This window comes from Janthinobacterium sp. CG3 (genome assembly GCF_000344615.1).
Taxonomy (GTDB): domain Bacteria; phylum Pseudomonadota; class Gammaproteobacteria; order Burkholderiales; family Burkholderiaceae_D; genus Janthinobacterium.
The window spans coordinates 1,852,683-1,876,528 of sequence record NZ_KB467824.1; the positions used below are offsets into that span (position 1 = coordinate 1,852,683).

A 23,846-nucleotide genomic window follows, 5' to 3' on the forward strand; every position below is an offset into this window, starting at 1 on the left:
CGCGAAATGCGACGTCCAGCACCCAATGCATGCTGTTTTCGATGCCCCAGTGCGCCCGTACTGTTTTGCCCAACATTGCAGCCTTGGCCGGCAAGCTGCTGATGTAATAGCGGCGTTCAACGCTGGCTGTTCCGGTGCTGTTTCGCCCGATGATTTCGCGCGTCGACTCGATCATGATGAGGCTTTGCAGCCCGCTCCAATGCTGTTTTTGCTGAACGAGCCAAGCGATGTCGTTGGTGACAAGGCAGCGCCGGGTTTCGATCCGTCCGTGATCTTTTTCGGTCTGGATGTGCTCCCAGAATGGACGATCCATCTTGCCTGCGTCGGCGGCGTCGAACCACAGCTTGACGGCTTCGGCCAAGACGGGCTGGTTGTCCTTCACACCCAGAACATAGTCGGCGCCGCTGGCAACGATCTTGGCGGCGATGTCGCGCTGGCACCCCATCGCGTCGATTGTGATGATGGCGCCTTTGACGTCCAGGGTATCCAATAATTCCGGTATCGCGGTGATCTCGTTGCTCTTGTCGGCGGTCCGAACCTGCCCAAGTGTGACGCCGCTCGCGCTGCTCCACGCCGACACCAGATGAATGGCGCTCTGTTTGCCATCGTGTGAACCACGCACGCATTTGCCATCGATGGCAATGTGCTGCCCTTCAAGCGACGGACACAGTGCGCCCATCCAGCGTACAAAACACGATTCGAACTGCTTCGCGTCAAGCAGGGAAAAAACGCGTCCGAAGGTGTCGTGCGAGGCGATGCCATTGGCGAACGGCCGGTACTGACGCAGCCACTCGAGCTTCATTTCGCTCCATTCCACAACCGTGGTCCAGCTTTCCGCTCCACTGATGACGGCGCAGATCGCGGCCAGCAGCAATTCGTCCAGTTGATATGCGCACTCGCGCGCGCGCGGATCGCGTAATTCATCGAATGCTTCCAGCAGCGACATCGGTCCGATTGTCATTTTTCTCGCCCAAATATCGAGAGTAAACGCCTTTTTCAAAGAGTTTACAAGCGATACCTACAAGCTGTGCTCATCGCCTCGGCTCCGCCTTCATGCAATTGCCCTGAGCGCATGGGCGTCTCGCTGGCAAAAATTGAGGTTGCGCTGGACCTACTGTTCGTCTGCTTCCAGTCGATGAAGCAGTCGGGGTTACCCTGGCCATTGATCACTGAAGCTGACCTGGACAAGCAATTAGGGCGCTATGTCGCCACTGTTCGATTTGGCGAAGACCTGGGCCCGGCACAACGCCAACGCGCCGTGATGCAATACCTCGAAACCCATCCAGAAAAACCGCTGCTTGCCTATGTCACTGACGAGCTCAACAAGTGGCTGGCCAACATCGCCCCCGAAGCGACAGACAACTACGTCATGCTCGCCGGGATGAACTTCGTCAACTGCATCGCATTCGCCCCTATCCCGAAGCGAGCGAAGCGAACCTAAACCACGTTACCTGGTTCGTGTCAACATCCTGCCCCTCGCCAGATCAGTGGGCAAGACTGGGGTTTATGGATCGCTTACACTGCACTGCTGCGCCGGGTAGTTTGCATGCACTAGTGCCGAGGTAACCGTCGATTCCGCCACCGTAGCTTCGATCTTCTCGTCCGAGACGCCAAACATGACGTTGATGAACCGTATTCCCGCCAACCTGGCGGCGTCCAGAGAACCGCTTGCAGGCAAGACCTTCGCGGCTTCCCCCTGTGCCAATATAACTTGAGACACCTACCCGATTAATTTAAAGTACAGCGGTAGGTTCCAACATGCACAACCGAAAGCATCAAATTAGCAGCCCAGCAGATACCCAGAACGCACCCGGCCCGTCGCCTATTGAGGTCCTGCGGCCCGACCCCGAGGTTGTTCCCATCGCCAAGCGGCGAGCCTTTTCCAAGGCCGAGAAGTTACGCATTCTGGCCGCCGCCGACGCCTGCGTGGCCCTTGGCGATATTGGCGCCTTGTTGCGCCGGGAGGGCATCTATTCGTCCCATCTGGCGACCTGGCGCAAGCAGCGGCAACTAGTTGGCGAGACTGGCGCGCTGGAGCGCAAGCGGGGACCGAAGGCTGATCCCGCCGGCGCCCAGACACGCCGGGTGCTGGAACTGGAAAACGAAATCGAGCGCCTGCGTGCCAAGCTGGTCAAGGCGGACTTGATCATCGACGCCCAAAAAAAACTTTCCATTCTGCTGGGGCTGAGCACCGCCGACACGCCGAGCGAGCCGAAGTGATCAGCGCCGCCAAGAGCCTCGTTGAACAGGTCGGCGTGGCCGCCGCCTGCCGGCCCCTGCGCCTGCCACGCAGCGCCTTGTATCGCGACCGAGCCGCTTGCCACGTCTGTCCATTGCCGGCCACCGCAGCACCGGCCCGGCGACCGCCGCTGGCGCTGTCGGAGCTGGAGCGCCGCGTGGTGCTCGACGTGCTCAACAGCCTACGCTTCGCCAATTGCGCTCCGGCGGCCATTCACGCCCAGTTACTCGACGAGGGACGTTACGTGGCCTCGGTGCGCACCATGTACCGCCTGTTGCAAGGCTGTGCCGCGGTGCGCGAGCGCCGCGACCAACTACGCCATCCCGAGTACGCCAAACCGGAACTGCTGGCCGTGGTGCCCAATCAAGTCTGGAGTTGGGACATCACGAAGTTGAAGGGTCCGGTCAGGGGCACCTGCTTCCACCTGTATGTCATTCTCGACATCTTCAGCCGCTACGTCGTCGGCTGGATGGTGGCCGAGCAGGAAACCGCCGAGCTGGCCGAGCAGCTCATTGCCGACAGCGCCGCCAAGGAATGCATCGCACCGGGAACGCTAACCTTGCATGCCGACCGGGGCAGCAGCATGCGCTCCAAGCCGGTGGCCACGCTGCTGTGCGACCTGGGCATCGCCAAGTCGCACAGCAGGCCCTACGTCTCCGACGACAACCCGTACTCGGAGGCGCAATTCAAAACCATGAAGTACCAGCCCGGATTTCCGCCACGCTTTGGCTCGCTGGCCGACGCGCGCGCGCACTGTGTCCAGTTCTTCTCTTGGTACAACCGACAGCATCGCCATTCCGGCATCGGCATGATGACGCCTGAGGGCGTTCACACCGGCCGCGCCGCCGAAGTGCGCAAGCAACGACAAGCCACTCTGGCAATCGCTTTCCAGCGCACGCCGAACCGCTTCAAACACCGCATGCCACAGCCGCAAAAATTGCCGACGGCGGCTTGGATCAACCCGCCACCAATGGAGAAAAAAGCTGCCTGAAATACGAGATTTAGACTCTCGCCGATTCAACCAGGTGTTTCAAAGTCATTGACACGCTCCGGTTGAGCGATAAAGCGATGGCGTCGAGCTCGTCCTGGGAGTAGATCGACAGGTCGGAACCCTTGGACACGTGCTGGCGTAGCAAACCGTTGGTGTTCTCGTCGATCCGCGCTGCCAAGGGCTGTGCGGATCGGCGAAATAGATCTGCACGCCGGTGCGCTCGGTCAGGATTTTGTGGCCGTGCATCTCCCGGCCCTAGTCGTAAGTCATGGTTTTGCGAAAGGCCGCCGGCTCGCGGTTGAGCACCGAGGAGAAGCTGTCGACGACGGCTTTGGTGATGGCGTTGTCCATCTGGCGAGCACCACGAAACCGGTCGTGCGTTCGACCAGCGAGCCCACCGACGAGCGGTTGCCGGCGCCCCTGATCAGGTCGCCCTCCCAATGACCGGGGATGAGGCGATCCTCGATCTCCGGAGGGCGGATATGGATGCTCTGCATGTGCGGGATTTGCCCGCGCCGGCCGGTTCCACGGCTGCGCGGTTTGCGCACTTGGCTGTGGTGGCACAGGGAGGCGACCAGTTCGCGGTTCAGTTCGCCGCGCGGATGCAAATAAATGGCGTTGTAGATGGTTTCATGGGACACGGATTTTTCGGGATTGTTGGGCCAAAGAAGCCGTAGTTTGCGCGCAATCTGCTGCGACGACCAGAGCAGTTTCAGTTTGTGCCGGACGACATGGAACAAAACGCCGTCGGTGCGCAGTTTGGGCACGCGGCGCGGGCGGCGCGCGTGGCACTGCGCGTGCGCCAGAATGGCGTCATAGACGCCGGCGCCGCTGCCGCGCTTGACCTCGCGGCTGATCGGGCTGGCGGAACGGCAAAGGCGTTTGGCAATGGAGCGGATGGAGCACAAATCGTCGCGCATGGTTATGACGACTGCGCGATCCTGAGTGGTAAAATGCCAATAATTTCTCGGTATAGCAGCACCTTAAAGCAGTAGGTGTTGCACTTGGTCTTTAAGACTGCCATGTATCAGGCATGAACAAAAAATCGAAACTGAGAAAAATGGTCGCGGTAGGGACAGGAGTCGCCTCCTGCCCCCCGCACAGATCTCTGCGAGCGGAACTACCGCACAAGGCTCCTACCTTGAGTGTCTGACGTAAAAGCGCTCACTGGGGTAAGGATGGGTGTTTCGGTAGGGCGGGATGTGGCGATCCACTAAACGATTGAATCGCTGCCAAGACAAGCGATGGCGCTGACTGCGCCGTTGCAGAATGCGCCGCCATGCGCGACACACCTCGCTTCGGAAGCCGGTCGGGGGTGTGCGGGGAGCCTGTTAGAAATTTTGTGTGAAAGAAAGCATACGATAAAATTTATCCCTAGAAAGGATACGTATGACCAACTTCGACAAAACCATGCTGGACCAACTGCTCGCCGGCGTGGACCCGGCCAATCCGCAATCGATGTTCACCGATGCCGGGCTGTTCGGGCAGCTTAAAAAGGCGCTTGCAGAGAGAATGCTCCAGGCCGAGCTATCCCATCATCTGGTGCATCAGCGCAACGGCCCGGAACCGACGCGCAATCACAAGAACGGCAGCAGCAAGAAGTCTGTGATGGCGTCCGATACCAAGCTTACGCTGGACATTCCGCGCGACCGCGACGGCAGCTTCGAGCCGCAACTCGTCGCCAAGCACCAGCGGCGCGTGCCCGGATTCGACGACAAGGTGGTGTCGCTGTACGTGCGCGGTTTGCCGGTGTGCGAGATCCAGGGCCACTTGACCGAGCTGTACGGTCTTGAAGTGTCACCGGATCTGATCTCGACCATCACCGGCGAAGTCATGCAAGAGGTCGTCGAATGGCAGAACCGGCCGCTCGAAACGATGTATCCGCTGGTGTTCTTCGACGCGCTGCGGGTCAAGATCCGCGACGAGGGCACCGTCAAGAACAAGGCCGTCTACTTGGCGCTAGGCGTGCGCGCCGACGGCACCAAGGGGATCCTGGGCATCTGGATCGAGCAGACCGAGGGCGCCAAGTTCTGGTTGCGCGTGATGACGGAACTGAAGAACCGCGGCGTCGAGGACATCCTGATCGCGGTCGTCGACGGACTGAAGGGTTTCCCGCAGGCGATCAACGCCGTGTTCCCGCAGACGCAGGTGCAAACCTGCATCGTGCACCTGATCCGCAACAGCCTCGACTTCGTTAACTGGAAAGACCGAAAACTGGTCGCCGCAGAGCTCAAAACCGTTTACCGGGCCAATACCGAAGCCGAAGCCGTGGCGGCCCTGGAGGCGTTCGCAAACGGGCGGTGGGGCGCCAAATATCCGCCGATCGCCGGCATGTGGCGGCGCCAGTGGCAGGAGGTCATCCCGTTCTTCTCCTATCCGCTGGAAGTGCGGCGCATCGTCTACACCACCAACGCCATCGAGAGCCTGAACATGCAGATCCGCAGAGTGATCAAAAATCGCGGCCATTTCCCGAACGACGACGCGGCGACAAAATTAATCTGGCTGGCATTGTGCAACATCGCCAAAAACTGGAAAATGCCGCCGATCACATGGCGCGCCGCGAAAACCCAGTTCGCCATCCTGTTCACCGAGCGCTTCACCGCGCACCTGTGACGAGGCATTGACATTAGCTAAATGACTTCGGCCACACAAAAATCCTGACACTCCCTGTGCGGGATTTTGTGTAAACGGGTTTTCGTTTAAGCCGGCAACATCCGTTCTTCAAACTGGATCGTGAAGCGGTTGAGCGCTCCTTTCCAGTCCCGCAGCGGCATTGTCCATTTCTTGCTGATGTTGTTCAGCGCCAGGTAGAACAGCTTGCTGACGGCTTCATCGGTCGGGAATGAACTGCGGGAGGCTCTCCAGCATTCCCCTCGGTTGCACCCCTTTCCTCCATTGCCTCCGCAGCTTCCGCTTTGTTCGGCAACTTCTTCGGTACTATGGGCACATCCGACTTCTCGACCGCGTTGATGACAGGATGACGGTCATTAACCTTCCCTGTCCCGCCTGACCGCGTTTCGTCAGGCGCCGCCGAGATCTCCCAGCTTCTGTGCAAAAAGCTTCCCGGCATGCGCAGGGTCTCCGACCGCGCGGGATCAGTGCATGACTTGCGATTGTCGCCATGCCCCGTGTTGCCTTCCGGTTCAGTCAACTCCGTCGGCATCCCGATTTCTTGATTTCGCGGCTCAATGGCTGGCCTGCCGGTTTCCCCTGTCAACGCTTCGCCCCACACCTCGCGGTGTGCAACGCATGACTCGGGGCCAGAGTACTTCGTCATTTCTTCTCCGTATTGGACTTTCACCAACTACTTCTTGCCAGCTTTGCTGGCGCACTAACTGTTCAGCCCCTATGAGATGTTTTTGAAAACATAACATCCGCCTAAAAAATAGTCAAAATATGGACGGCTTGCCCAATTTTTCAGCAAAAATAGAGCATTTTTACGGGGCTGTCATAGAGGCTGAACAGTTATAGGAAAATATAGCCAACGAGACCGGCGAGCCAATGCGACCTGATCCATCGCCGCTCGAGCCAACGCCGCCCGACCGACATCTCTTCGCCTACGACGCGCGGCCAGAGCCGACCGCGCTCCTGACGCTGGAAATTCCCGTCAGCCTGCATTGGCGCATTAAGATGACCGCGTTGAGGCGCCGCCTGACCATGCGCGACGACGTGATAGCCCTACTGGTTAAACACTACCCAGCACAATTTTGATGGACACCGCGATCTTCGGCGTAACCGGCGCGTAAATGTCAGACGGCGTCAGCAGCATCGCCACGCTCAGGGCGACATCACCTCATCAGGGCGCGCACCACGGTATTGAGCGACATCGGCCCGCCGGCAGCGCCCCGAAGCCGGGCAATTCACGCCTGGAGCGGCGTTCGGCTGGCCTGTTATTGGACCGGGGATTGAGGTCGCCGTGTCATGGCGGAAAGTTTCCTTTAATTTAATGCGATAATTTCAATTTGTTACCAAATTGAAATTGAATGATTCGTAACTGTTCAGCATGAGCGTTTTTCAAAAAAACAGTTGTAAACCCTTTCTAGCCGGCTCATCATGCTGGTTATGGCAAAAAAACGTTCCCCTCCTGACCTCTCCGCCCTCACGCGCGGCGAGCTTGAGGGCGTCGTGTTGACACTGTGGGAGCGGCTGGAGGCGCTGGAATCGAAGGTTGCCAAGAACAGCCACAACTCCAGCCAGCCGCCGTCTTCCGATGGCTTGCGCAAGACCAATTCGCTGCGCGAGCCGTCCGGCAACCTGCCCAGCGCCCGGCCTGGCCACAAGGGCAACACGCTCAAGCGGATGGCCGGGCCGAGCCGGATCGAAACCCATCAACTGCCCGAGCAATGCGACCGCTGCGGCTGCGCGCAGGACCAAGAAGCGGCCGAGATCGCCGAACAGCGGCAAGTGATCGACACGCCCGTCGTGGCTTGCGTCGTCGTCGAGCACCGCGTCCTGGCGCTACGCTGCGCCTGTGGCCAACTCCTCCGCAGCGCGTTCCCGGCGGCCGTCACGCAGGCAGTGCAATACGGCCCCAATGTGCGAGCTCTGGAGGTGCACTTAACCCAAGGACAATTGCTGCCGTTCGCCCGCGCCGCGCAACTGATCACCGACCTGTACGACATCGCCATCTCGCCGGCCACGCTGCTGGCGTGGGTCGACGAGGCACGCGTGGCTCTGCAAGCAACCGCCGACGCCATCGCCGACAGCCTGCGCGCCGCGCCGCTGGTGCACGCCGACGAATCGGGTCTGCGCGTACAGGGCAAGCTGCACTGGCTGCACGTGGCCGCCAACGACAGCCACACATGGTATGGCGTGCATGCCAAGCGCGGCATGGAGGCGATCGCCGCGCAAGCCATTCTGCCCCGGCGCCTTGGCGTGCTGATCCATGATTGCTGGGCGCCGTACTGGCAACTGGACGGAGCGCACGCGCTGTGCAACGCCCATTTGCTGCGCGAGCTGCTCTACGTCAAAGAGCTCACCGGCGAGCGCTGGCCCGCCAGGATGAGCGAACTGCTGCTGCGCGCCAACGAATTATGCGAGGCGGCGCGGCGCCAAAACATCGCACTCGGCGCCGCTGGCGCGGCCGCCTTGCGTACCCTGTACGACGCCATTCTGGCCGCGGGCGAACGGCGCCATCCCGCCAAACTCAAGCCCGATGGCAAGGCCGGCCGCGTCAAGCAGTCCGTCGCCTTCAACCTGCTGCTACGCCTGCGCCGGTACGCCGACGCCGTGCTGCTGTTCGTGTCTGATCCCGCCGTGCCGTTCACCAACAACCTGGGTGAACGCGCCATCCGCATGCCCAAGGTAAAGCAAAAAATCTCCGGCTCGTTCCGCACCTTGTTGGGCGCCCAAAACTTCTGCGTCATCCGCTCCTGCCTCGACACACTGCGCAAACAAGGCCATGGCATGCTCGCCGTCCTGCGCCGCGCCTTCGCTGGAAACCCGATTCAGCCAGCCCGTGGCTGAACAGTTACAATGATTCTTCGCTTAAATCACAACAAGAGAAAAATGACCGCTAAATTATCCCGTCTTGGTCTGTTTGCCAGTGTCCTGTTGATCGGCGCTAGGAGTCTGCGCGGCAGAAACTGATGCAATCGGAATGGGGACGAGGTAAACTTGTCGAATGACGACGAGCTACCTCCCCTACAATCAGCATCAACAGATGCTGCTTCCCCATGCTTTGCAAGATTGGCTCCCTGAGGGGCACCTGGCCTACTTCGTTAGCGACACTGTCGACTCGCTCGACCTGTCCGCCTTTCACGCGCGGTATGCAGGGGGCGGGTCCCGCAACCAGCCATTTAATCCGGCGATGATGGTCAAAATACTTGTGTACGGGTATGCAACCGGTGTGTTTTCATCACGCAAGCTGGCCCGAAAGCTGTACGAGGACGTGGCGTTGCGTATGCTCGCCGCTGACAACTATCCGGCGCACCGAACAATTTGCGATTTCCGCGCGATCCACTTGAAGGAACTGTCGGACCTGTTCGTACAGGTAGTGAAGATGGCGAAAGAGTGCGGCTTGGTCAAGCTTGGTACGATCGGTGTCGATGGCACCAAGATCAAGGCCAACGCATCGCGCCACAAAGCGATGAGCTACGACCGGATGCAAAAGGCCGAGCGTGAGCTCAAGGATCAAATCGACGCGTTGCTGGCCAGGGCCAGAGCGGCGGATGCCGCCGAAAAAAACGAGCCGGAACTCGATATCCCGGCGGAGATCGCAAGGCGCGAGGACCGCCTTGCCGTCATCCGCGCTGCCCGTGCGCGTCTTGAAGATCGCCAACGCCAGGCCGATATCGCGCGCGGCCGTAGCGATGACGAAGATGTGCCGCCCGAGGACTCTGGCAAGCCAAAGAAGAAGTCGCGTTTTAAATACAAGTTCGGCGAACCCAAGCCCGACGCCCAAGAGAATTTTACCGACCCGGAAAGCCGTATCATGAAGCGCGCCGGCGGCGGCTTCGACTATGCGTACAACGCCCAAGCTGCAGTCGACGAGAGCGCCCACATCATCGTGGCGGCCGAACTCGTCAATAGTGCGGCTGACAGTGGGCAACTGGCGTCGGTGCTCGCAGCGGTAAAGCGCAACGTCGGTGACGATGCCGAGCTGGTGCTCGCCGATGCAGGCTATCGCTCGGAAGCCATGTTCGAGCAACTACGCGCTCACCCGTCCGAACTGATTGTGGCACTCGGACGCATCGGCAAGCAGGAAGCGGTAATTGATCCGAAAAAGCGGCCTTTGTGTGCCGCCATGGCAGACAAGTTCAGATCCGCGACGATCCAGGCGGCTTACCGAAAACGCAAGTGGATCTCGGAACCGCCCAACGCTTGGGTGAAAAGCGTACTCGGGTTCCGGCAATTTAGCATGCGAGGACTGGCGAAGGCTCAGGCCGAGTGGAAACTCGTCTGCACCGCGCTGAACCTGCGGCGCATGGCGAAAATGCTGTCCGCGTAAGACCTGAAAGGGCGAAAGTCCGTCCAATCCCCACTCTCAGGCTCCTATTTCATTCCACTTTCGAGTGCGAAAGTGAATCGCCATCGACGCAGGCAAGAAGCGCGTCACATGGTCAGCGCAAGAATTGTCTGCCGCGCAGACTCCTAGCCAAGCCAACGCCAGCCTCTACACATTCGCCGACCTCGGCACACTGGGAGGGACTAATAGTTCCGCCATGGCCATCAACAATGCAGGCCAAATCGTCGGATGGGCCGAGACCATCGGCTATGATACCCGCGCAACGCTTTGGAATGGTACTAGCGCAACCGACCTGGGTACGCTTGGAGGAGCGATTAGTATTGCCTACGCCATCAACAATATCGGCCAAGTCGTTGGAATGGCTCTTACTGCCTACAATTCTGCTCTTCACGCAACCCTCTGGAATGGCACTAATGCGACCGATCTGGACCCGCTTGGAACGCTCGGAACGCAAAGCCGCGCCCTCGCCATCAACGATACCGGCCAGACGACGGGGTTGGCCTACAACAGAAGTTGGAATGCGAGTGCCATCGTGTGGAATGGCGCTATGGCGACCAACCTGGGTTACGGTTTTGCCAAAGCCATCAACAATGCCGGTCAGGTCGTCGGATTTTCCGGCGCTGTTCCCCATGCAACGCTCTGGAATGGAATTGGCGCTACGATCCTGAACGAAGCGTTTAGTGATGCCACCGCCATCAATAATGTGGGCCAAGTCGTCGGATATACTCAGTCTAGCGGTGCTATCCATGCAACCCTCTGGAATGGCACTAGCGCGACCGACCTGGCCCCCCTCGGAGCACAAAGCTACGCCACCGCCATCAATAATTCCGGCCAGGTCGTTGGATCGGCCCAGCTAGGAAACGCTTTGCATGCAATGCTCTGGGATGGTACTCGCGCGACCGACCTTAACAGTTTTCTTGATTCTGCATCCGTCAGTGCGGGCTGGGTCCTAGATAATGCAACCGGTATCAACGACAGCGGCTCGATTGTTGGTAATGCACAAAATTCCATAACCGGGCAAAGCCATGCATTCCTACTATCGGTGAGCGCAGTCCCCGAGCCGGAAACTTACGCCATGCTGCTTGCAGGCCTAGGCCTGACGGGCTTCATGGTGCGCCGGAGCAAGGCGGCTTAAAGCATAGGTGCAGCAACCTGCAATCGATAACGGCCCGGCCTGCATTCAGCAGTTTTTCGACCAAGATTAACTGCGATCAGCAGCGCGAGCCAGAAAAACTGCAGCTGGCAATGTTCCAAGAATCCATCGCGCGCCGCCGTTTTTGGAACAAATTTGGTGGGCTGCGTTTGTGGACTTTGCGCGTCGGGTATCTCGGTCTGAGTGCGCTTGCACTCGTGCGAGTTTCCACGGACACCCGGATGTTTTGGTATGACCGCCATCGGAAGCCGATGTCCCTAAAACGGACATTAACGCATCCTTACGTCGGGGTAGGCAAGGTGTTAGAAGTATTTCAGCGGCTCCTCGTCGCCCTTCTGCCATTCGATCAGCAGCCATTCCTCGGCTCGCATCTCAGTGCCACAGTTGCCTTGGTGAGCGGGACGCACCCGTACGGCGGCAAAGCGGGAAGACAAGTTGGTATTGGCTCCTTTCCCGCCATGTGACCGGGCGGTATGCGTGCGAAGGCAACTCCAGCGCCAAGGTGTTCACAGAAACCTCCTCGTTGCCGACCTCGCGCCGTAGCCGCGTTGGTCGCATGGCACGGCCACTCCATGGCTTCGGCGGCAGCGGCGCCGTGCCCGGGGCCCACACCGTCGTCGCCGGCCGGATGCCAACCGCATACAGCATGCCGAGTGAGCCTGTTCGCCACCGCCAAGCTCAACGGACTTGATCCGGCGCGTTGGCTGGCCGATGTATTGGAAAGTCTCCCGAAGTTCCCCAACAGCCAGATCGACTCGCTGCCGCCATTCCCGGACTTTATCCAAACCTAAGCGCGCTGCATAGGCCGGTCGCTGGCCGCTTACCAACTTTCAACCTTGCATGCTACTTGGGTATAAGCGTCGGCTCAGTGCCGTCTAGCAGGTTCAGGGTAAGCGTCAAGGCAGCGCCGTCTTTACGAGGGAGGCCCCTACCAGCATGATTTGGGGTTGAGACACAAATCGTTTGTGCACACAAACCTCGATTATAGACACCAAAATTCAACCAGGCCAACGCGCTTTAACACGTGGCAGCTATCGTCGCCATAGCGACGAGCTCAAGCAGGCCATTGTCACCCAATCGCTGCCGCCTAACGCATCCGTTTCGGGCATCGCCCGCAAGCAAAACATCAGCGCCAATCAGATGTTCGCCTGGCGCGAACTGCTTGGAGGCGGCCAGCTCGCGCCGAGTAAGACAGCATGTGCGCTGTTGCCGGTGAGGCGCAGGGCTCGATTCGTGCTTGGGAAACGACAGCATTGGCGATGGACAGTAACGAATCGTGAACACAGCGAGGATTGAATTCGTGCCGTTGACAATGCCCGGCTAATGGGTGACCCACCGTGTCGATCCGAATTTGACCAAGGGCGGACGCTTGGAAAACGAAAAGGATGGTCAAAAAAATACTCAAGCGCATACGATTGTTGGATCGGTTCCGGTCACCGTGACCATCGAGAATGTTCCGAGCAGTTGGACAAGTTCTGCCTGGCGTCGGGTACCAGTTTTTTGGAAAACCGCACTTAATTGGGTCCGCACAGTGGCCATGGAAACGCTTGAGCTTGCGGCCAATGAACTTGGAGTGCCGCCGTGCAAAACACCTAGCGCAATGCGCGCTTCTGATGCAGTCAAGCCGTAGAGCTGCTGTAATAGTTTCACCGGCGTGTCGAATGGTGTGCGTACATCACGCAGCAGCACCAACGCTAGCGGCGAGCGGCCGCCGCTCGATGGCGCGTGCTGTTCTGGTAAAGGGGCGACTAGGATCTGGAGCGGGGGTCCATCAACGCGCCCTGCAAGCATGGCACCGGCGACGCGCCGCGCTTCTCCGCCACAGGCGTGCGCAAGCAAGCTGGCGAAATGAGGACTGTCGACACCGGTGAGAACAAGACGCTCCGCCGCAATGTTGATACAACGATACTTTTTTAAGGCCGACTCGGCCGCCTTATTCGCGATGATAATACGGGCGGTTGCGTCAACAACCAACAGTGGTGTCTGCAAGCCAGCTAGCACATCGGCACATATCGATTTTTCAATGGCTAGCGCGCTGAAACGGCGACGTAGAAGTAAAGCGCGGCGAATATGAGGAAGTACTTCACAGAGTTCCAACGGCGCACACCAAGAATGTGCCTCGTTTAAGCCAAACTGAAACACCAGAAAACTATCGCCAGTGCCGTCGCGAACGAGTGGCGTGGCAATGATCGAATCGAGGCCATAGTCACGCATGAATTCTTGATAAAACGGACTACAACCAATCACCCGCGAATTCAAATGCTGACGGTCAATATACCAGCTACCCACAGCGATCCGGTCGATATTGTCGCGAGTGGGGTCAAGCACATGGTAATAGTCGGAAAATTGCTGGCGGCACTTTTGTGGTAATTCTATACTTTCGTGTAGCACAGTTATATTTCTCGTTCGTTCCCAAGTGGTCAAAGCGACGTGCGCGCTTCCAGCAATTAAACGTAGCGAGTTTAAAGCGTCTTGCCATGCCGCAGGTGCCGTGATTCCCTCATAAAATTGTTCGACGGCACTGTTGGCGAGGCGCGTAAGATTAGTCATGCCTATTCCCTAATGCACCGCGAAGGCGCATGCAAAGTAAACAACGCCACTCATTCAGATGAATGATGACAGGACGATTCTTTAATTCTACGCTCAACACCGATGGACAGTGATTCCGGCGCAGTCAAACCGCGCGTATGACGCTATCGAACAACTTCCATCAAACAATAATTCTTCAGCTACTTTCATTAGGAGAGCACCATGCCAGATTACAATATCCCAGTATTAGATATCAAGCCAGGTTTATTCCCTCAGGAGGTGCAGGAGGCCATCAACGCCGCCATGTCGCAAGGGGACTTATTTTCGGTGAACGGAATACGCGCGTTCGGTGGGCAGGTTCTGAAAGCTGGCGTCGTGACATTTCAGCCAAATTCAAAACTCATCCTCAACGACTACGAGCACCCCTGGGTTGCCATAGTGATGAATCAACTACAGTTCGTGGACACAAGTAAAGATGCCACGTTGAAGCTTACAGTTGATTGGCAGCCAAAAATATATCAACCACCACCGGCACCACCAACGTCAGCGAAGGGCTATAAAGCGGGCGTGACTCAGGATGGCCCACGTGGAACAGATGGCTCGCGTGGTACTGACGGCCAAAAAGGTGACGACGCGCCGTCCGCTCCCAAACTCTATATCGTGTGCGGGGGCGTCGCTGACAAGCAAAGTCAACCCATCCCCGCTGCACTGAAATTGTCCGTGATCGCAAACGGCTACTCTGGCAGTAACGGTGCTAATGGCGGCGCTGGCGGAGCCGGCGGAGACGGTGGAGATGGTGGCGACGGGGAAATGGGCGGAGGCTTACTTGACGGCTGTAGACATAGTGCCAGTAATGGGGGGGGCGGTGGCCTAGGCGGACAAGGTGGGGCGGGCGGGCGGGGAGGCAACGCGGCTTCTGGCGCTGATGTGGTACTTGTAGGGCCGCAGGACGCCTGGGTGGCCCTTTCGTATGCAGCGTTCGAGATCAATCCCGGCTCTGTGGGACAAGGCGGCTACGCAGGGGCTTCTGGACCGTCCGGACGCGGTGGTGCAAGAGGAGCCCACCCGGGAAGTTGCGGCGGTGGAGAACAAGGCCAAACTCCAGCAACGCCTCCGACTCCGCATGACCAAGCGCCCCATGGTGCGGAAGGACGCATTGGAATAATCACCAAGGTGATCGACAACAATGTTGCAAGGTTCTTTTAAATGGTAAGCGTCTCCCCAGTGACGTCTTGAGTGGTTGGCAAATTGATCGATGATGGCATAACACCGTTGGGAAACGGCGTCATCTCAGAGGCCTGCGGGCGGGTTGCAGTTCCAAGGCAAGAACTCATCAACCCGGGTGACGGGATGATCGGCGATATGCGTCAGCACGTGACGCAACCAGGCTTCGGGGTCGACACCGTTCAGCCTGGCCGTGCCGATCGGCGAGTAGATAGCGGCGGAGCGTTCACCTCCGCTGTCGGGGCCGGCAAACAGGTAGTTGCGGCGACCGATTGCCACGCAGCCCTCGGCCGCCGGGTTATCAATCTCGATGGCGCCGTCATCGTAGTAGCGCAGCAGCGCCGGCCAGAGTTTGAGCGCGTATAGGATCGCCGCAGCCGTATCGGACTTACGCGACAGCGTATCGAGCTTGGTTCGCAGCCAGCGCTTCCGGTCATCGAGCAGCGGACGCGCGCAGGCTTGCCGAATCTGCCTTCGCTCATCGGGAGGTTTTCCCCGGATATCGGCTTCGATCAAGTACAGCTCGGCGATACGACGCAATGCTTCGGTGGTGAGCGGCCTCGCCCGCGCCGCGTGCAGATCGTTGAATTTACGCCGCGCATGCGCCCAGCATGCCGCATCGCGGATCGTGCCGTCTTCGAATAAAACGTTGTAGCCGACGGTCCCACCGAATTGGCCTGCCTAGCCCATATCCGCCGAATATAGTGGATCCGTAGCACACACTCTTGGGATTTCAGGGGTGATTGGTCCCGCTTGCATCGAGGAACGCATCGGCGCCATTAAAGCGGCGGTTCCGCTCACCAATGACGTCGCCGTCATCATGGCATACCAGTTGCTGGCCTTGGCGGTGGTCGACCAGCTGCGCGCCGCCTTGCTGGCCGTTGAGCGTTACGACGAGGGCATTGCGGCCATCGCGCTGACGCTGCCGGACTACGCGCTCTTTAGCGCGCTGCCGGGAGCCGGGGCGCAGCGGGCACCACGCCTGCTGGCGGCATTCGGCGAGCAGCGAGAACGCTTCCAATCTGCCCGTGAGTTCCAGCAGTATTGCGGCGTCGCCCCTGTTCTTGAGGGTCGCGGCCAGCAATCGTGGGTTTACTGGCGCTGGCAATGTCCCAAGTTCCTGCGCCAGACCATGGTCGAGTGGAGCGCCCAGACCATAACCAGGTCGTACTGGGCCGGCGCCTACTATCGCCAGCAGCGCGACAAAGGCAACACCCACCAAGCGGCGGTGCGCGCGTTAGCCTTCAAGTGGATCCGCGTCCTCTTTCGCTGCTGGCAGACGCGCACGCCGTATGACGAATCGATCTACTTGAACTCGCTCCGAGTGCGCGGTTCGCCGCTGGTCGGCGCCGCCGCAACTGGCTGAGCGACGAACAACTTACGCTCAGAGGAGGTGTCGCCCATTGACGTGAATAGGAGAAACTGAAGACCGTGCTGGGAAGCCGGTGCCCCTGAACTTGATCCGGCTGCCGGCTAAGATGATGGGCGCGCCGCCACATCGTCAGGACCCCGCGCGCCTATCGCGTTCCTGCAAAACAGTCAACCGGCGGCCGGTCCGCCGGCGGGGGCGATTTGAGCCGAGCGAATGCGAGGGACGCCCGTTCAGGGCGTCCACCTGCGGATGCCTGGCGCTCCTCCAGAGCGCCCGGCCGCGGACCGTCGATCTGCCTGGAATTTTTTGGAACCGCTGGTACCAACTGCGGCAATGTAATGTACTGCTGTGCCCACGCCGAGTTCGCTAAGTAAAAACCCGCAAAGAGACCTTGCGGACCTACCTCAGGGCCTGAGCTAGTGGGTGCGGCGCCGGGGCCAAAACCGAAGGTGATAAAGACGCTGGAAAAATAACTCCAGACATTCAGTCAACAACGCTGGACCTACTTTGACCTAAGTACCGCTATCGAACCGACACCATAGATTGTTTTTTCAAACTGTTCTAATTGTTAGGAGCCGTAAGCGTCCGGCCACTACCATCTCGAACGGGTAATCAATTTGACCGATGATAGCGTCACACCGCTGGGAACCGGCGTGTTGTTTAAGCAGGGTTGATCTGCTGGAGGTAGTTCCACGGCAGGAACTCGTGAACGCGGTTGACGGGGTGGTCGGCGATCTGCGCCAGCACATGGCGCAACCAGGCTTCGGGGTCGACCCCGTTTAGCTTGGCGGTGCCGATCAGCGAGTAAATCGCGGCGGCCCGCTCGCCGCCGCTGTCGGTGCCCGCGAACAGGTAGTTTCGGCGGCCGATGGCGATGCCGCGCAGCGCTCGTTCGGCCGCCGAGTTGTCGATTTCGATGGCGCCGTCGTCGCAGTAGCGCATCAACGCGGACCACAGGTTCAATGAGTACAGGATGGCCGCCGCCGTGTCGGATTTACGCGAGAGCGTGTCGAGCGTGGTCCGCAGCCAGCGGCCCAGATCGTCGAGCAGCGGTCGCGAGCGTTCCTGCCGAACGGCTTTGCGTTCGTCGGATGGTTTACCCCGGATGTCGGCCTCGATTACATACAGTTGCGCAATGCGCCGCAGCGCCTCGGTGGTCAACGGCGATGGCCGGGCCGCGTGCAGGTCGTGGAACTTGCGGCGCGCGTGTGCCCAGCAGGCCGCTTCCTGGATCGTCCCACCTTCGTAGAGGAAGTTGAACCCGGCATACGCATCAGCCTGCAGAACGCCCTTGAACGAGGCTAGGTGGGTTTGCGGATGGATGCCTTTGCGATCCGGCGAGTAGGCGAACCACACCGCCGGGGGTGTCGCATCGCCGCCTGTCCGGCCGTCGCGCACATAGGTCCACAGCCGGCCGGTTTTGGTCTTGCCGTTGCCGGGCGCGAGCATCGGTACCGGCGTGTCGTCGGCGTGCAGTTTGGTGGCCGCCAGTACGTGTTTTCGGATCGCGTCGACCAACGGGCGCAACAGCGCGCTGCCGGCGCCCACCCAACTGGCCAGCAGCGCGCGGTCCAAGTGCACTCCTTCGCGCGCGTAGATCACGGACTGGCGATACAGCGGCAGGTGGTCGGCGAACTTGGCCACCAGCACGTGCGCCAGCAGGCCGGGTCCGGCGATGCCGCGTTCGATCGGCCAGTTCGGCGCCGGCGCCTGCACGATGGCGTCGCAGCAGCCGCAGGCCAGCTTGGGGCGCACATGGCGCACCACGCGGAAGCTGGCCGGCGTGAACTCGAGCTGTTCGGCCACGTCCTCGCCAAGGGGGCGCAGTGCGCCGCCGCATGCCGGGCAGGCGTCGGCCGGTGGCAAGTGCACGTTCTCGTCGCGTGGCAGGTGTTCCGGCAAGGGTTTGCGTGGTGCGCCGGCGCGGCGCTGAGTCAGCCGCTGGCATTTCCCGCTCGACCTCGACGTCGTCGGCCTGCAGGTCTTCCAGTTGGAGTTCAAGCTGTTCGATCTGGTGGTCTAGCTGCTCGGACTTGCGGCCGAATTGCATGCGCCGCAGCTTGGCGATCTGCAGCTTCAGGTGCTCGATCTCGGCGGCTCGCGTCGTCAATTGGGCTTGCATGTTCAGCAATGCGTCGCCTTGGGTGGCGATGGTCGCGTCGCGTTCGCGCACCAGGCGCTCGCTCGCCAACAACAGCGCCTTCAAGGCGTCGATGTCGTTGGGCAGGTCGGTTGAGCTGAGCATGGGCCGAGTTTACGCGAGCTGCGCGACGTTTACAAGGCCGACGTGGGACGCCAGGTGCGTTCCGGCCGGCGCCAGTCTATGCCCTCGAGCAGCATCGACAGCTGCGCCTGCGTCAACGCCACGCTTCCGCTGCCGGCCTGTGGCCAGACGAAACGGCCGCGCTCAAGCCGCTTTGCCAGCAGGCACAGGCCGTCGCCGCTCCACCACAACACCTTGATCATGTCGCCGCGCCGTCCCCGGAACAAGAACACGTGGCCGCTGTACGGATCTTCGGCCAACGCCGTCTGCGCCTTGGCCGCCAGTCCGTTCATGCCGGCGCGCATGTCGGTCACGCCCGCGGCCAACCAGATCTTGGTGCCTGCAGGCAGGCCGATCATGGCAACAGCCGGGCCAGCAACAGCGCCAACGTGGCCGCGTCGACTTGGCCCTCCAGGCGCAGCTGAGCCTGACCCACGCTGAGCACGATTACGCCGGGTGGGACACTACCCGCCGGTGCGGGCGCAGGCGCGCGCGGAGTATCGAGCACCGTGATAGCCACCAATTGGCCCGGTGCGTTGCCGCCCGCAGGCCCTCGCCACCGAAACGCTTGCGCCAGCTGAACAACTGATTCGCGTTGATCTTCAATTCGCGGGCAATCAGCGACACCGAAGCGTCGGCGACCAGCGTGCGCGCCACGGCTGCACGCTTGAACTCGTCGCTGTGATGGCGATACGGGCCGCGTTTCGCCCTGGTTATGACTGGTTGAATTATCGTGTCCATAAATAAATTTGTGGACACAATCAATTTGCGCCCCAAATTCAATCATGGAGACTTGCAGCGCTCAAGGGAAGACGGCGGTGAGCCGACGCTTACGAAAATTGTGGTACTGCCCAATCAAGTAGGCGGCACTCAAGTCGAGTCGCGTGCCGGGGCGTGCACGGACTCGCACAGGGCTTGGGTGTCTTGGTGTCAATTTCCGGCATTAAGGCACCACTCATTTTCGGCGTAATGGCGCCACTTTGGCCAATGATTTTAGGGGCTCAAACTGGGTTGCTAGAATGATCGATCTCGACCGTTTTGGCAACATCGTTTTTCGAAACAAATCCGGTCTTTGGAGGCGATTGCTGCCCAAGGAGTTGGAGCGACATCTGGTCTTGAAGTGCAGCGGGGCTGGGATGTTGCGTGCGCGGAGGAAGCCACTTGCAGAGGCAATCCACCCAAGTTAAGGATTTTCCAACCTTTTAACATGGTTTTTGGGCCATGTGCTTGTGCGGCTTCGGCCTGGCTTTGCGTGTTTTGGATAGATTTTCCCTATGGACGTATGTCCGTTTCGCAATCAGGCGCAGCACCTCGCGCAGTAACTTCGCCACCTTTTTTCCGAGCAGGAGGGCCGGCAACAATGGTTTGAGGGCGGTATGCGCATAGGCGTGGTTGATGCGCTCGGCTGCGCGCAGGTCGGCGCTGTCGTGGGCTGTCAAGGCCGCCAGGGTTTGCAAGTTATCGCACATGATTTTGGCGGCGACGTCCTGCACCACGGCTTGCTGGGACAGGCCNGACACATGCTCCAAATTGAGNCGATGCTTGAGCCGCTTGAAGGCTTCCTCGATACGCCAGCGCTTGTGGTAGAGGTCGCCGAAGCCGTCGGCGGGAAAGCGCGCGCTGTCGAACAAATTGGTCATCAACACCCGCACCTTGCCGTTCGGCGCGACATGGCGGACGAGGCGCACCTGCTGGGGTTCTCGGGGGCATTCATAATCGTCGGCGTCGCGCCGGTCGGGCGCGCGCAGCATGACGAGCTGCTCGCTCAGACCGGAGCGCAGGAAGTCGCGCACGCAGGGAAAGCCGCCGTTGCCGGCCTTCTCGACGCGCATGCAGAACGCAATGTGACGATGTTTGAGCAGCGATACCAGCCATCGGGACGGGTAGCCCCGGTCGAGCAGCAGAAGATCGGTGCCGGAAAGCCGGTCCAGGTGTTCGACCAGCATTTGCCGCTCGCCGCAGTCCTCGATGCCGTGCAGCGAGGCCGCAAGCATCAACTCCGCGCCGGGAAGGAACAGGCCGAACAGGATTTGATCGGCCAGCGCGGCGCGCTTGACGTGGCTCGCGCGCAAGCCGAAGCGCATGGTCGAAGCATCAGCGGCGACCAAACGCAGGCCGCGCCAGCGCGGCACAAATCCGTGGTACTCGGCGCGTGCGACCAGCCAGTCGTTGAGCAGGGGAATGGCCGTCAGAGACAGCTTGACGCGCGCCTGGGCGAACGCCTGCTCAGACACCTTGCGCACCAATTGCGCACGTTGCTGCAGATGGGCGAAGAATACGTCGAGCTCGGCTTGGACGCTCATGCGCATACCGGTAAGCATCAACGCGACCAGCGCCGGCAACGGCAATTTTCGCTGGCGGGAAAATGCGGCGGGGTGTTCAATATGTCGGGCCGTCAGAAGGAATTCGACGGACTGCAAATGCGCGGCAAGATCGTTGAACAGTGCGGCAAGGGACATGGCGGCCAATGAGGTAAAAAATCTCACTGGCCGCGCCCTACCTCACTGGCATGTCAAGCTTTTTATTGTATTTCGCTCTACTTTTAAAGAAAAATTCTTAACTTGGGTGGATTGCTTGCAGAGGGGGGGGCGTAGTCGAGTACAATCGACAGCAGTCGGTCAAGAGCGGCCGCTCAACAGTGCGTGCGGCGATGAATATTTTATGCAACAGATACAGTACCGGTGGATGCCTCCTTTAGCTCAACCACCAAAGTTAAATACTATGGCCGATTCTAAATTAGACAGCGTTTCCTATGTGATCCTATTGCGAGGTATGTCGGAATCAGCCTATGCAAAGTTCGCAAACCACTTCCCCCACCATCGTGGCGGCGTAAATCCACGACTAAAAGAGACGTACCACACCGTTCCATGCGAACTTTCTGTCGTCGGTGAACACCTCGACTGGATAGTAACCGGCTTGTCGCCACACTATCGAGAACTTGCCCTTGGAGTTAGCATCCATGCGCCACGCAACTGGTCAAACTTCGATGTGCCGAATGAAGTCCTTCACGCGACACACAAATATTGCATTCCACTTCGGATCAGCTTCTCATCCCCCGCGACTCCGCCCATCAACAGTGGCGACGATTGAAAGAACAAGCAGCACGGAGAGGTCTATTTTTTTGGGGACAGCAACAGCCGCTGTAAGGTACGATTCCAGGGGCGAGTATGATCGCCAGCCGCCGGCCGGAGCAGCGGTTTAAGCCATAGCGTTATACACATCTCCCGCGCCGACTAACACGCCCCCGAAAAACCGTTTACATTCAATGGGTTGCGCAGAGGGGTTGTAAACTTTGCCGAATTCGCGTTTACTCTCGGAATTTCGGCGGACGCGTGACCAAGGTAGCACAACAGTGGACGGAACAAGAATTCGCGGGACTGGATCTTGGCGATGCCCGCCTCAACAAGAGGGCGAAGCGAATGATGGAACGATTTTCGGCCAATCCGACGGCCAGCATCCCGGATGCGTGTGATAGCTGGGGCGAAACCTGCGCGGCCTACCGCTTCTTGGGCAATGCCGAAGTGGAATGGGAAGCCATACTTGCCCCGCACTGGGAGCGTACCGAGGAGCGCATGCGCGCTCAGCCGGTGGTGTTGTGCATCCAGGATTCAACGGAGCTCGATTTCAACGGACAGGAGATCGACGGGCTCGGGCCGCTCAATTACGAAGCGCGGCGCGGCATGTACCTGCACCCGACTTACGTGGTCACGGCGCAGCGCGAGCCCCTTGGCGTGCTCGACGCGTGGATGTGGGCGCGCGAGAAGCGCGGCGCCGATGGCGTCAGGTCGGGCCTGATCGAGAGCAAGCGCTGGGTTGAAGGCTACCAGCGCGTGGCGGAGATAGCGGCGAAAATGCCGGAAACGCGACTGGTGTACGTGGCCGACCGCGAAGCGGACATGGTGGAAATGATGCGCTGCGCCCGCGATCTGGGCACCCCGGCCGACTGGCTGGTGCGGGCCAAGCATAACCGCTGCCTGCCCGACGAGGATGGCGCCAAATTGTGGGAGGCGACGACGGCAGGGGCGCCGCTGGGCGAGATCGCGTTCGCCGTCGGCTCGCGGGAAAACCAGAAGGGGCGTGCCGTGCGCCAGCAACTGTGGGCGCGCGAGGTCGAGATCAAGGATGGGAACAAGGGGCGCATCACCGTCACCTGTGTCGTGGCGCGCGAAGTAGGGGCGCCCGCTGGCGTCAAGCCAATCGAATGGCGTTTGCTGACGAACCGCACCGTCGCGTCGCAAGAACAAGCGGTCGAACTGATCAACTGGTATCGGGCGCGCTGGGAAATAGAAATTTATTTCCATGTTCTGAAAAACGGCTGCGAAGTCGAGGCGCTACAGCTGTCGAGCTTTGAGCGCCTCGAGCGTGCCTTGGCCTTGTTCATGGTGGTAGCTTGGCGCGTGACGTATCTGATGCGCAAGGGACGAACGTGCCCAGACCTGGACGCATCGCTGTTCTTCGATCCCGACGAGATCCGCGGCGCCTACCTATTGACCAAGAAAAAGATGCCCGCCAATCCACCGACATTGAATGAGGTTGTGCGACTGATTGCGCAGCTGGGCGGATTCCTCGGCCGCAAGAGCGACGGCGAGCCGGGCGCCAAGACAATCTGGCGCGGGCTTGATCAAGTGTTCGCTGCCGCCGAGACACTACGCTCGCTCCGCGACGGGCTGGGCTGACTTATGTATAACGACATGGGTTTAAGCCTAGAGGCGAGAGATGAAGCTAGACGGTGATATGCGCCTGGACGGGCAGTCCATCGGGATAGTCAAGGACAAAGAGACATCTACCTGCATTGACTATTTTTTTGAGGCAGATTTGTGGTGTATAGACCCCCGCTACGAGAGTCGTTATATGAAGGTCGGCGAATGCCGAGGCCTCTTTCGCCTGGATAAGGAAACGCTTGGTGCCGAGCTACTGTTTCCTATGAGCGGCGATGACGCTGGAAGTAGATTCAGCAATGCGGCATCAAGGGTACTCAAAGAGTTTCGCGCCACCGGGTCCTGGCCCGAACGAACCCACTTCGCTTCGGGGTAACAAACGCTTCGTTTCGAAATGCTTGCTGACGGCTCGACGACGGTCCGCTTCGGACAGCGGCGGTCGTTCCTAGA

Annotated in this window: 19 protein-coding genes and 6 pseudogenes; 15 read left to right on the plus strand and 10 right to left on the minus strand. The window is 59.7% G+C overall.

Annotated features, from left to right (window positions below; translation table 11 throughout):
* The coding region (locus JANGC3_RS28760) for an ISAs1 family transposase (RefSeq protein ID WP_017875948.1) at window positions 1–961 on the minus strand (961 nt) is incomplete at its 3' end.
* A gap of 111 nt (window positions 962–1,072) precedes the next feature.
* Between JANGC3_RS28760 and JANGC3_RS28765 the strand changes: the two genes are divergently transcribed.
* On the plus strand, window positions 1,073–1,441 hold the full coding sequence (locus tag JANGC3_RS28765; RefSeq protein ID WP_017875949.1) for a hypothetical protein: 369 nt from the start codon (window positions 1,073–1,075) through the stop codon (window positions 1,439–1,441).
* Window positions 1,442–1,758: 317 nt separating this feature from the next.
* A protein-coding gene (locus tag JANGC3_RS31335) for an IS3 family transposase (protein ID WP_442905263.1) occupies window positions 1,759–3,230 on the plus strand; the annotation gives its coding sequence in 2 pieces (ribosomal slippage) (window positions 1,759–2,199 and window positions 2,202–3,230; 1,470 coding nt in all).
* Window positions 3,231–3,291: 61 nt separating this feature from the next.
* Here JANGC3_RS31335 and JANGC3_RS28770 read toward each other — a convergent pair.
* Window positions 3,292–4,204, minus strand: a pseudogene (locus JANGC3_RS28770) (IS30 family transposase); the annotation flags it as partial.
* Between the two features lie 415 nt (window positions 4,205–4,619).
* On the opposite strand from JANGC3_RS28770, the gene JANGC3_RS0107950 reads away from it, so the two are divergent.
* Window positions 4,620–5,843: an IS256 family transposase gene (locus JANGC3_RS0107950; RefSeq protein WP_017875956.1), complete on the plus strand. Its 1,224-nt coding sequence runs from the start codon at window positions 4,620–4,622 to the stop codon at window positions 5,841–5,843.
* Between the two features lie 86 nt (window positions 5,844–5,929).
* Here JANGC3_RS0107950 and JANGC3_RS31340 read toward each other — a convergent pair.
* A pseudogene (locus JANGC3_RS31340) lies at window positions 5,930–6,085 on the minus strand (IS256 family transposase); the annotation flags it as partial.
* Window positions 6,086–6,731: 646 nt separating this feature from the next.
* Between JANGC3_RS31340 and JANGC3_RS32465 the strand changes: the two are divergent.
* The 4 genes from JANGC3_RS32465 (at window position 6,732) to JANGC3_RS30705 (ending at window position 11,332) form a co-directional block, all read left to right on the plus strand.
* Complete coding sequence (locus tag JANGC3_RS32465) at window positions 6,732–6,941, plus strand: hypothetical protein (protein ID WP_157406521.1); 210 nt, start codon at window positions 6,732–6,734, stop codon at window positions 6,939–6,941.
* A gap of 351 nt (window positions 6,942–7,292) precedes the next feature.
* On the plus strand, window positions 7,293–8,696 hold the full coding sequence (tnpC, locus tag JANGC3_RS0107960) for an IS66 family transposase (protein ID WP_081611998.1): 1,404 nt from the start codon (window positions 7,293–7,295) through the stop codon (window positions 8,694–8,696).
* A gap of 157 nt (window positions 8,697–8,853) precedes the next feature.
* Window positions 8,854–10,179 carry an IS1182 family transposase gene (locus JANGC3_RS0107965; RefSeq protein ID WP_017875959.1) on the plus strand — a complete coding sequence of 442 codons (1,326 nt, stop codon included), beginning with the start codon at window positions 8,854–8,856 and terminating at the stop codon, window positions 10,177–10,179.
* A gap of 214 nt (window positions 10,180–10,393) precedes the next feature.
* Entirely contained in the window at window positions 10,394–11,332 is a 939-nt protein-coding gene (locus JANGC3_RS30705; RefSeq protein ID WP_157406522.1) for an HAF repeat-containing PEP-CTERM protein, read from the plus strand.
* 323 nt (window positions 11,333–11,655) lie between these two features.
* On the opposite strand, the pseudogene JANGC3_RS31350 reads toward JANGC3_RS30705, so the two are convergent.
* Window positions 11,656–12,004, minus strand: a pseudogene (locus JANGC3_RS31350) (transposase); the annotation flags it as partial.
* Here JANGC3_RS31350 and JANGC3_RS32470 point away from each other — a divergent pair.
* Together JANGC3_RS32470 and JANGC3_RS34300 are read left to right on the plus strand one after the other, a co-directional pair.
* Entirely contained in the window at window positions 12,004–12,141 is a 138-nt protein-coding gene (locus tag JANGC3_RS32470; protein WP_017875962.1) for a transposase domain-containing protein, read from the plus strand. The pseudogene JANGC3_RS31350 and the gene JANGC3_RS32470 overlap by 1 nt on opposite strands.
* A gap of 172 nt (window positions 12,142–12,313) precedes the next feature.
* Window positions 12,314–12,646: a transposase gene (locus JANGC3_RS34300; RefSeq protein WP_081611800.1), complete on the plus strand. Its 333-nt coding sequence runs from the start codon at window positions 12,314–12,316 to the stop codon at window positions 12,644–12,646.
* Window positions 12,647–12,751: 105 nt separating this feature from the next.
* On the opposite strand, the gene JANGC3_RS32475 is transcribed toward JANGC3_RS34300, so the two are convergent.
* The gene (locus JANGC3_RS32475) at window positions 12,752–13,900 is read right to left on the minus strand and encodes a helix-turn-helix transcriptional regulator (protein ID WP_157406523.1); all 1,149 of its coding nucleotides are present in this window, start codon (window positions 13,898–13,900) and stop codon (window positions 12,752–12,754) included.
* A gap of 201 nt (window positions 13,901–14,101) precedes the next feature.
* Here JANGC3_RS32475 and JANGC3_RS32480 point away from each other — a divergent pair, with 201 nt between their 5' ends.
* Window positions 14,102–15,085, plus strand: coding sequence for a hypothetical protein (locus tag JANGC3_RS32480; RefSeq protein WP_157406524.1), 984 nt, complete (start codon window positions 14,102–14,104; stop codon window positions 15,083–15,085).
* 84 nt (window positions 15,086–15,169) lie between these two features.
* Here JANGC3_RS32480 and JANGC3_RS28780 read toward each other — a convergent pair.
* Window positions 15,170–15,760, minus strand: a pseudogene (locus tag JANGC3_RS28780) (IS66 family transposase); the annotation flags it as partial.
* Window positions 15,761–15,842: 82 nt separating this feature from the next.
* Here JANGC3_RS28780 and JANGC3_RS28785 point away from each other — a divergent pair.
* Window positions 15,843–16,469 (plus strand): annotated as a pseudogene (locus JANGC3_RS28785) (transposase); the annotation flags it as partial.
* A 666-nt stretch (window positions 16,470–17,135) separates the two neighbouring features.
* Here JANGC3_RS28785 and tnpC (JANGC3_RS28790) read toward each other — a convergent pair.
* A pseudogene (tnpC, locus tag JANGC3_RS28790) lies at window positions 17,136–18,597 on the minus strand (IS66 family transposase).
* On the opposite strand from tnpC (JANGC3_RS28790), the gene JANGC3_RS34305 reads away from it, so the two are divergent.
* Window positions 18,520–18,711 carry a hypothetical protein gene (locus tag JANGC3_RS34305; protein ID WP_017875968.1) on the plus strand — a complete coding sequence of 64 codons (192 nt, stop codon included), beginning with the start codon at window positions 18,520–18,522 and terminating at the stop codon, window positions 18,709–18,711. The pseudogene tnpC (JANGC3_RS28790) and the gene JANGC3_RS34305 overlap by 78 nt on opposite strands.
* 38 nt (window positions 18,712–18,749) lie before the next feature.
* Here the strand turns inward: JANGC3_RS34305 and tnpB are convergent, their stop codons facing one another.
* The 3 genes from tnpB to JANGC3_RS0108015 all read right to left on the minus strand — a co-directional run bounded on the left by tnpB (window position 18,750) and on the right by JANGC3_RS0108015 (window position 21,086).
* Window positions 18,750–19,097: an IS66 family insertion sequence element accessory protein TnpB gene (tnpB, locus tag JANGC3_RS0108005; protein ID WP_017875969.1), complete on the minus strand. Its 348-nt coding sequence runs from the start codon at window positions 19,095–19,097 to the stop codon at window positions 18,750–18,752.
* A gap of 88 nt (window positions 19,098–19,185) precedes the next feature.
* Window positions 19,186–19,479: a transposase gene (locus tag JANGC3_RS30710; protein ID WP_051068250.1), complete on the minus strand. Its 294-nt coding sequence runs from the start codon at window positions 19,477–19,479 to the stop codon at window positions 19,186–19,188.
* A gap of 461 nt (window positions 19,480–19,940) precedes the next feature.
* Window positions 19,941–21,086, minus strand: coding sequence for an IS4 family transposase (locus tag JANGC3_RS0108015; protein WP_017875970.1), 1,146 nt, complete (start codon window positions 21,084–21,086; stop codon window positions 19,941–19,943).
* On the opposite strand from JANGC3_RS0108015, the gene JANGC3_RS33600 reads away from it, so the two are divergent.
* From JANGC3_RS33600 to JANGC3_RS0108025, 3 genes are all read left to right on the plus strand, one after another.
* Window positions 21,030–21,209, plus strand: a complete 180-nt coding sequence (locus JANGC3_RS33600; RefSeq protein WP_232429813.1) for a hypothetical protein — start codon at window positions 21,030–21,032, stop codon at window positions 21,207–21,209. The two genes, JANGC3_RS0108015 and JANGC3_RS33600, sit on opposite strands and share 57 nt — an antisense overlap.
* Window positions 21,196–21,828, plus strand: coding sequence for a hypothetical protein (locus tag JANGC3_RS33190; protein ID WP_198292005.1), 633 nt, complete (start codon window positions 21,196–21,198; stop codon window positions 21,826–21,828). The genes JANGC3_RS33600 and JANGC3_RS33190 overlap by 14 nt, the downstream gene beginning before the upstream one ends.
* Before the next feature lie 242 nt (window positions 21,829–22,070).
* Window positions 22,071–23,414 carry an IS4 family transposase gene (locus JANGC3_RS0108025; RefSeq protein WP_017875972.1) on the plus strand — a complete coding sequence of 448 codons (1,344 nt, stop codon included), beginning with the start codon at window positions 22,071–22,073 and terminating at the stop codon, window positions 23,412–23,414.
* The last annotated feature ends 432 nt before the right edge of the window (window positions 23,415–23,846 follow it).

Bases quoted from the DNA above. Each gene is read 5' to 3' on its own strand.
- JANGC3_RS28765 (WP_017875949.1), top strand. From the start codon at position 1,073: ATGGGCGTCTCGCTGGCAAAAATTGAGGTTGCGCTGGACCTACTGTTC.
- JANGC3_RS0107950 (WP_017875956.1), top strand. From the start codon at position 4,620: ATGACCAACTTCGACAAAACCATGCTGGACCAACTGCTCGCCGGCGTG.
- JANGC3_RS32465 (WP_157406521.1), top strand. From the start codon at position 6,732: ATGCGACCTGATCCATCGCCGCTCGAGCCAACGCCGCCCGACCGACAT.
- tnpC (WP_081611998.1), top strand. From the start codon at position 7,293: ATGGCAAAAAAACGTTCCCCTCCTGACCTCTCCGCCCTCACGCGCGGC.
- JANGC3_RS0107965 (WP_017875959.1), top strand. From the start codon at position 8,854: ATGACGACGAGCTACCTCCCCTACAATCAGCATCAACAGATGCTGCTT.
- JANGC3_RS30705 (WP_157406522.1), top strand. From the start codon at position 10,394: ATGGCCATCAACAATGCAGGCCAAATCGTCGGATGGGCCGAGACCATC.
- JANGC3_RS32475 (WP_157406523.1), bottom strand. From the start codon at position 13,900: ATGACTAATCTTACGCGCCTCGCCAACAGTGCCGTCGAACAATTTTAT.
- JANGC3_RS32480 (WP_157406524.1), top strand. From the start codon at position 14,102: ATGCCAGATTACAATATCCCAGTATTAGATATCAAGCCAGGTTTATTC.
- tnpB (WP_017875969.1), bottom strand. From the start codon at position 19,097: ATGATCGGCCTGCCTGCAGGCACCAAGATCTGGTTGGCCGCGGGCGTG.
- JANGC3_RS30710 (WP_051068250.1), bottom strand. From the start codon at position 19,479: ATGGACACGATAATTCAACCAGTCATAACCAGGGCGAAACGCGGCCCG.
- JANGC3_RS33190 (WP_198292005.1), top strand. From the start codon at position 21,196: ATGGCGGCCAATGAGGTAAAAAATCTCACTGGCCGCGCCCTACCTCAC.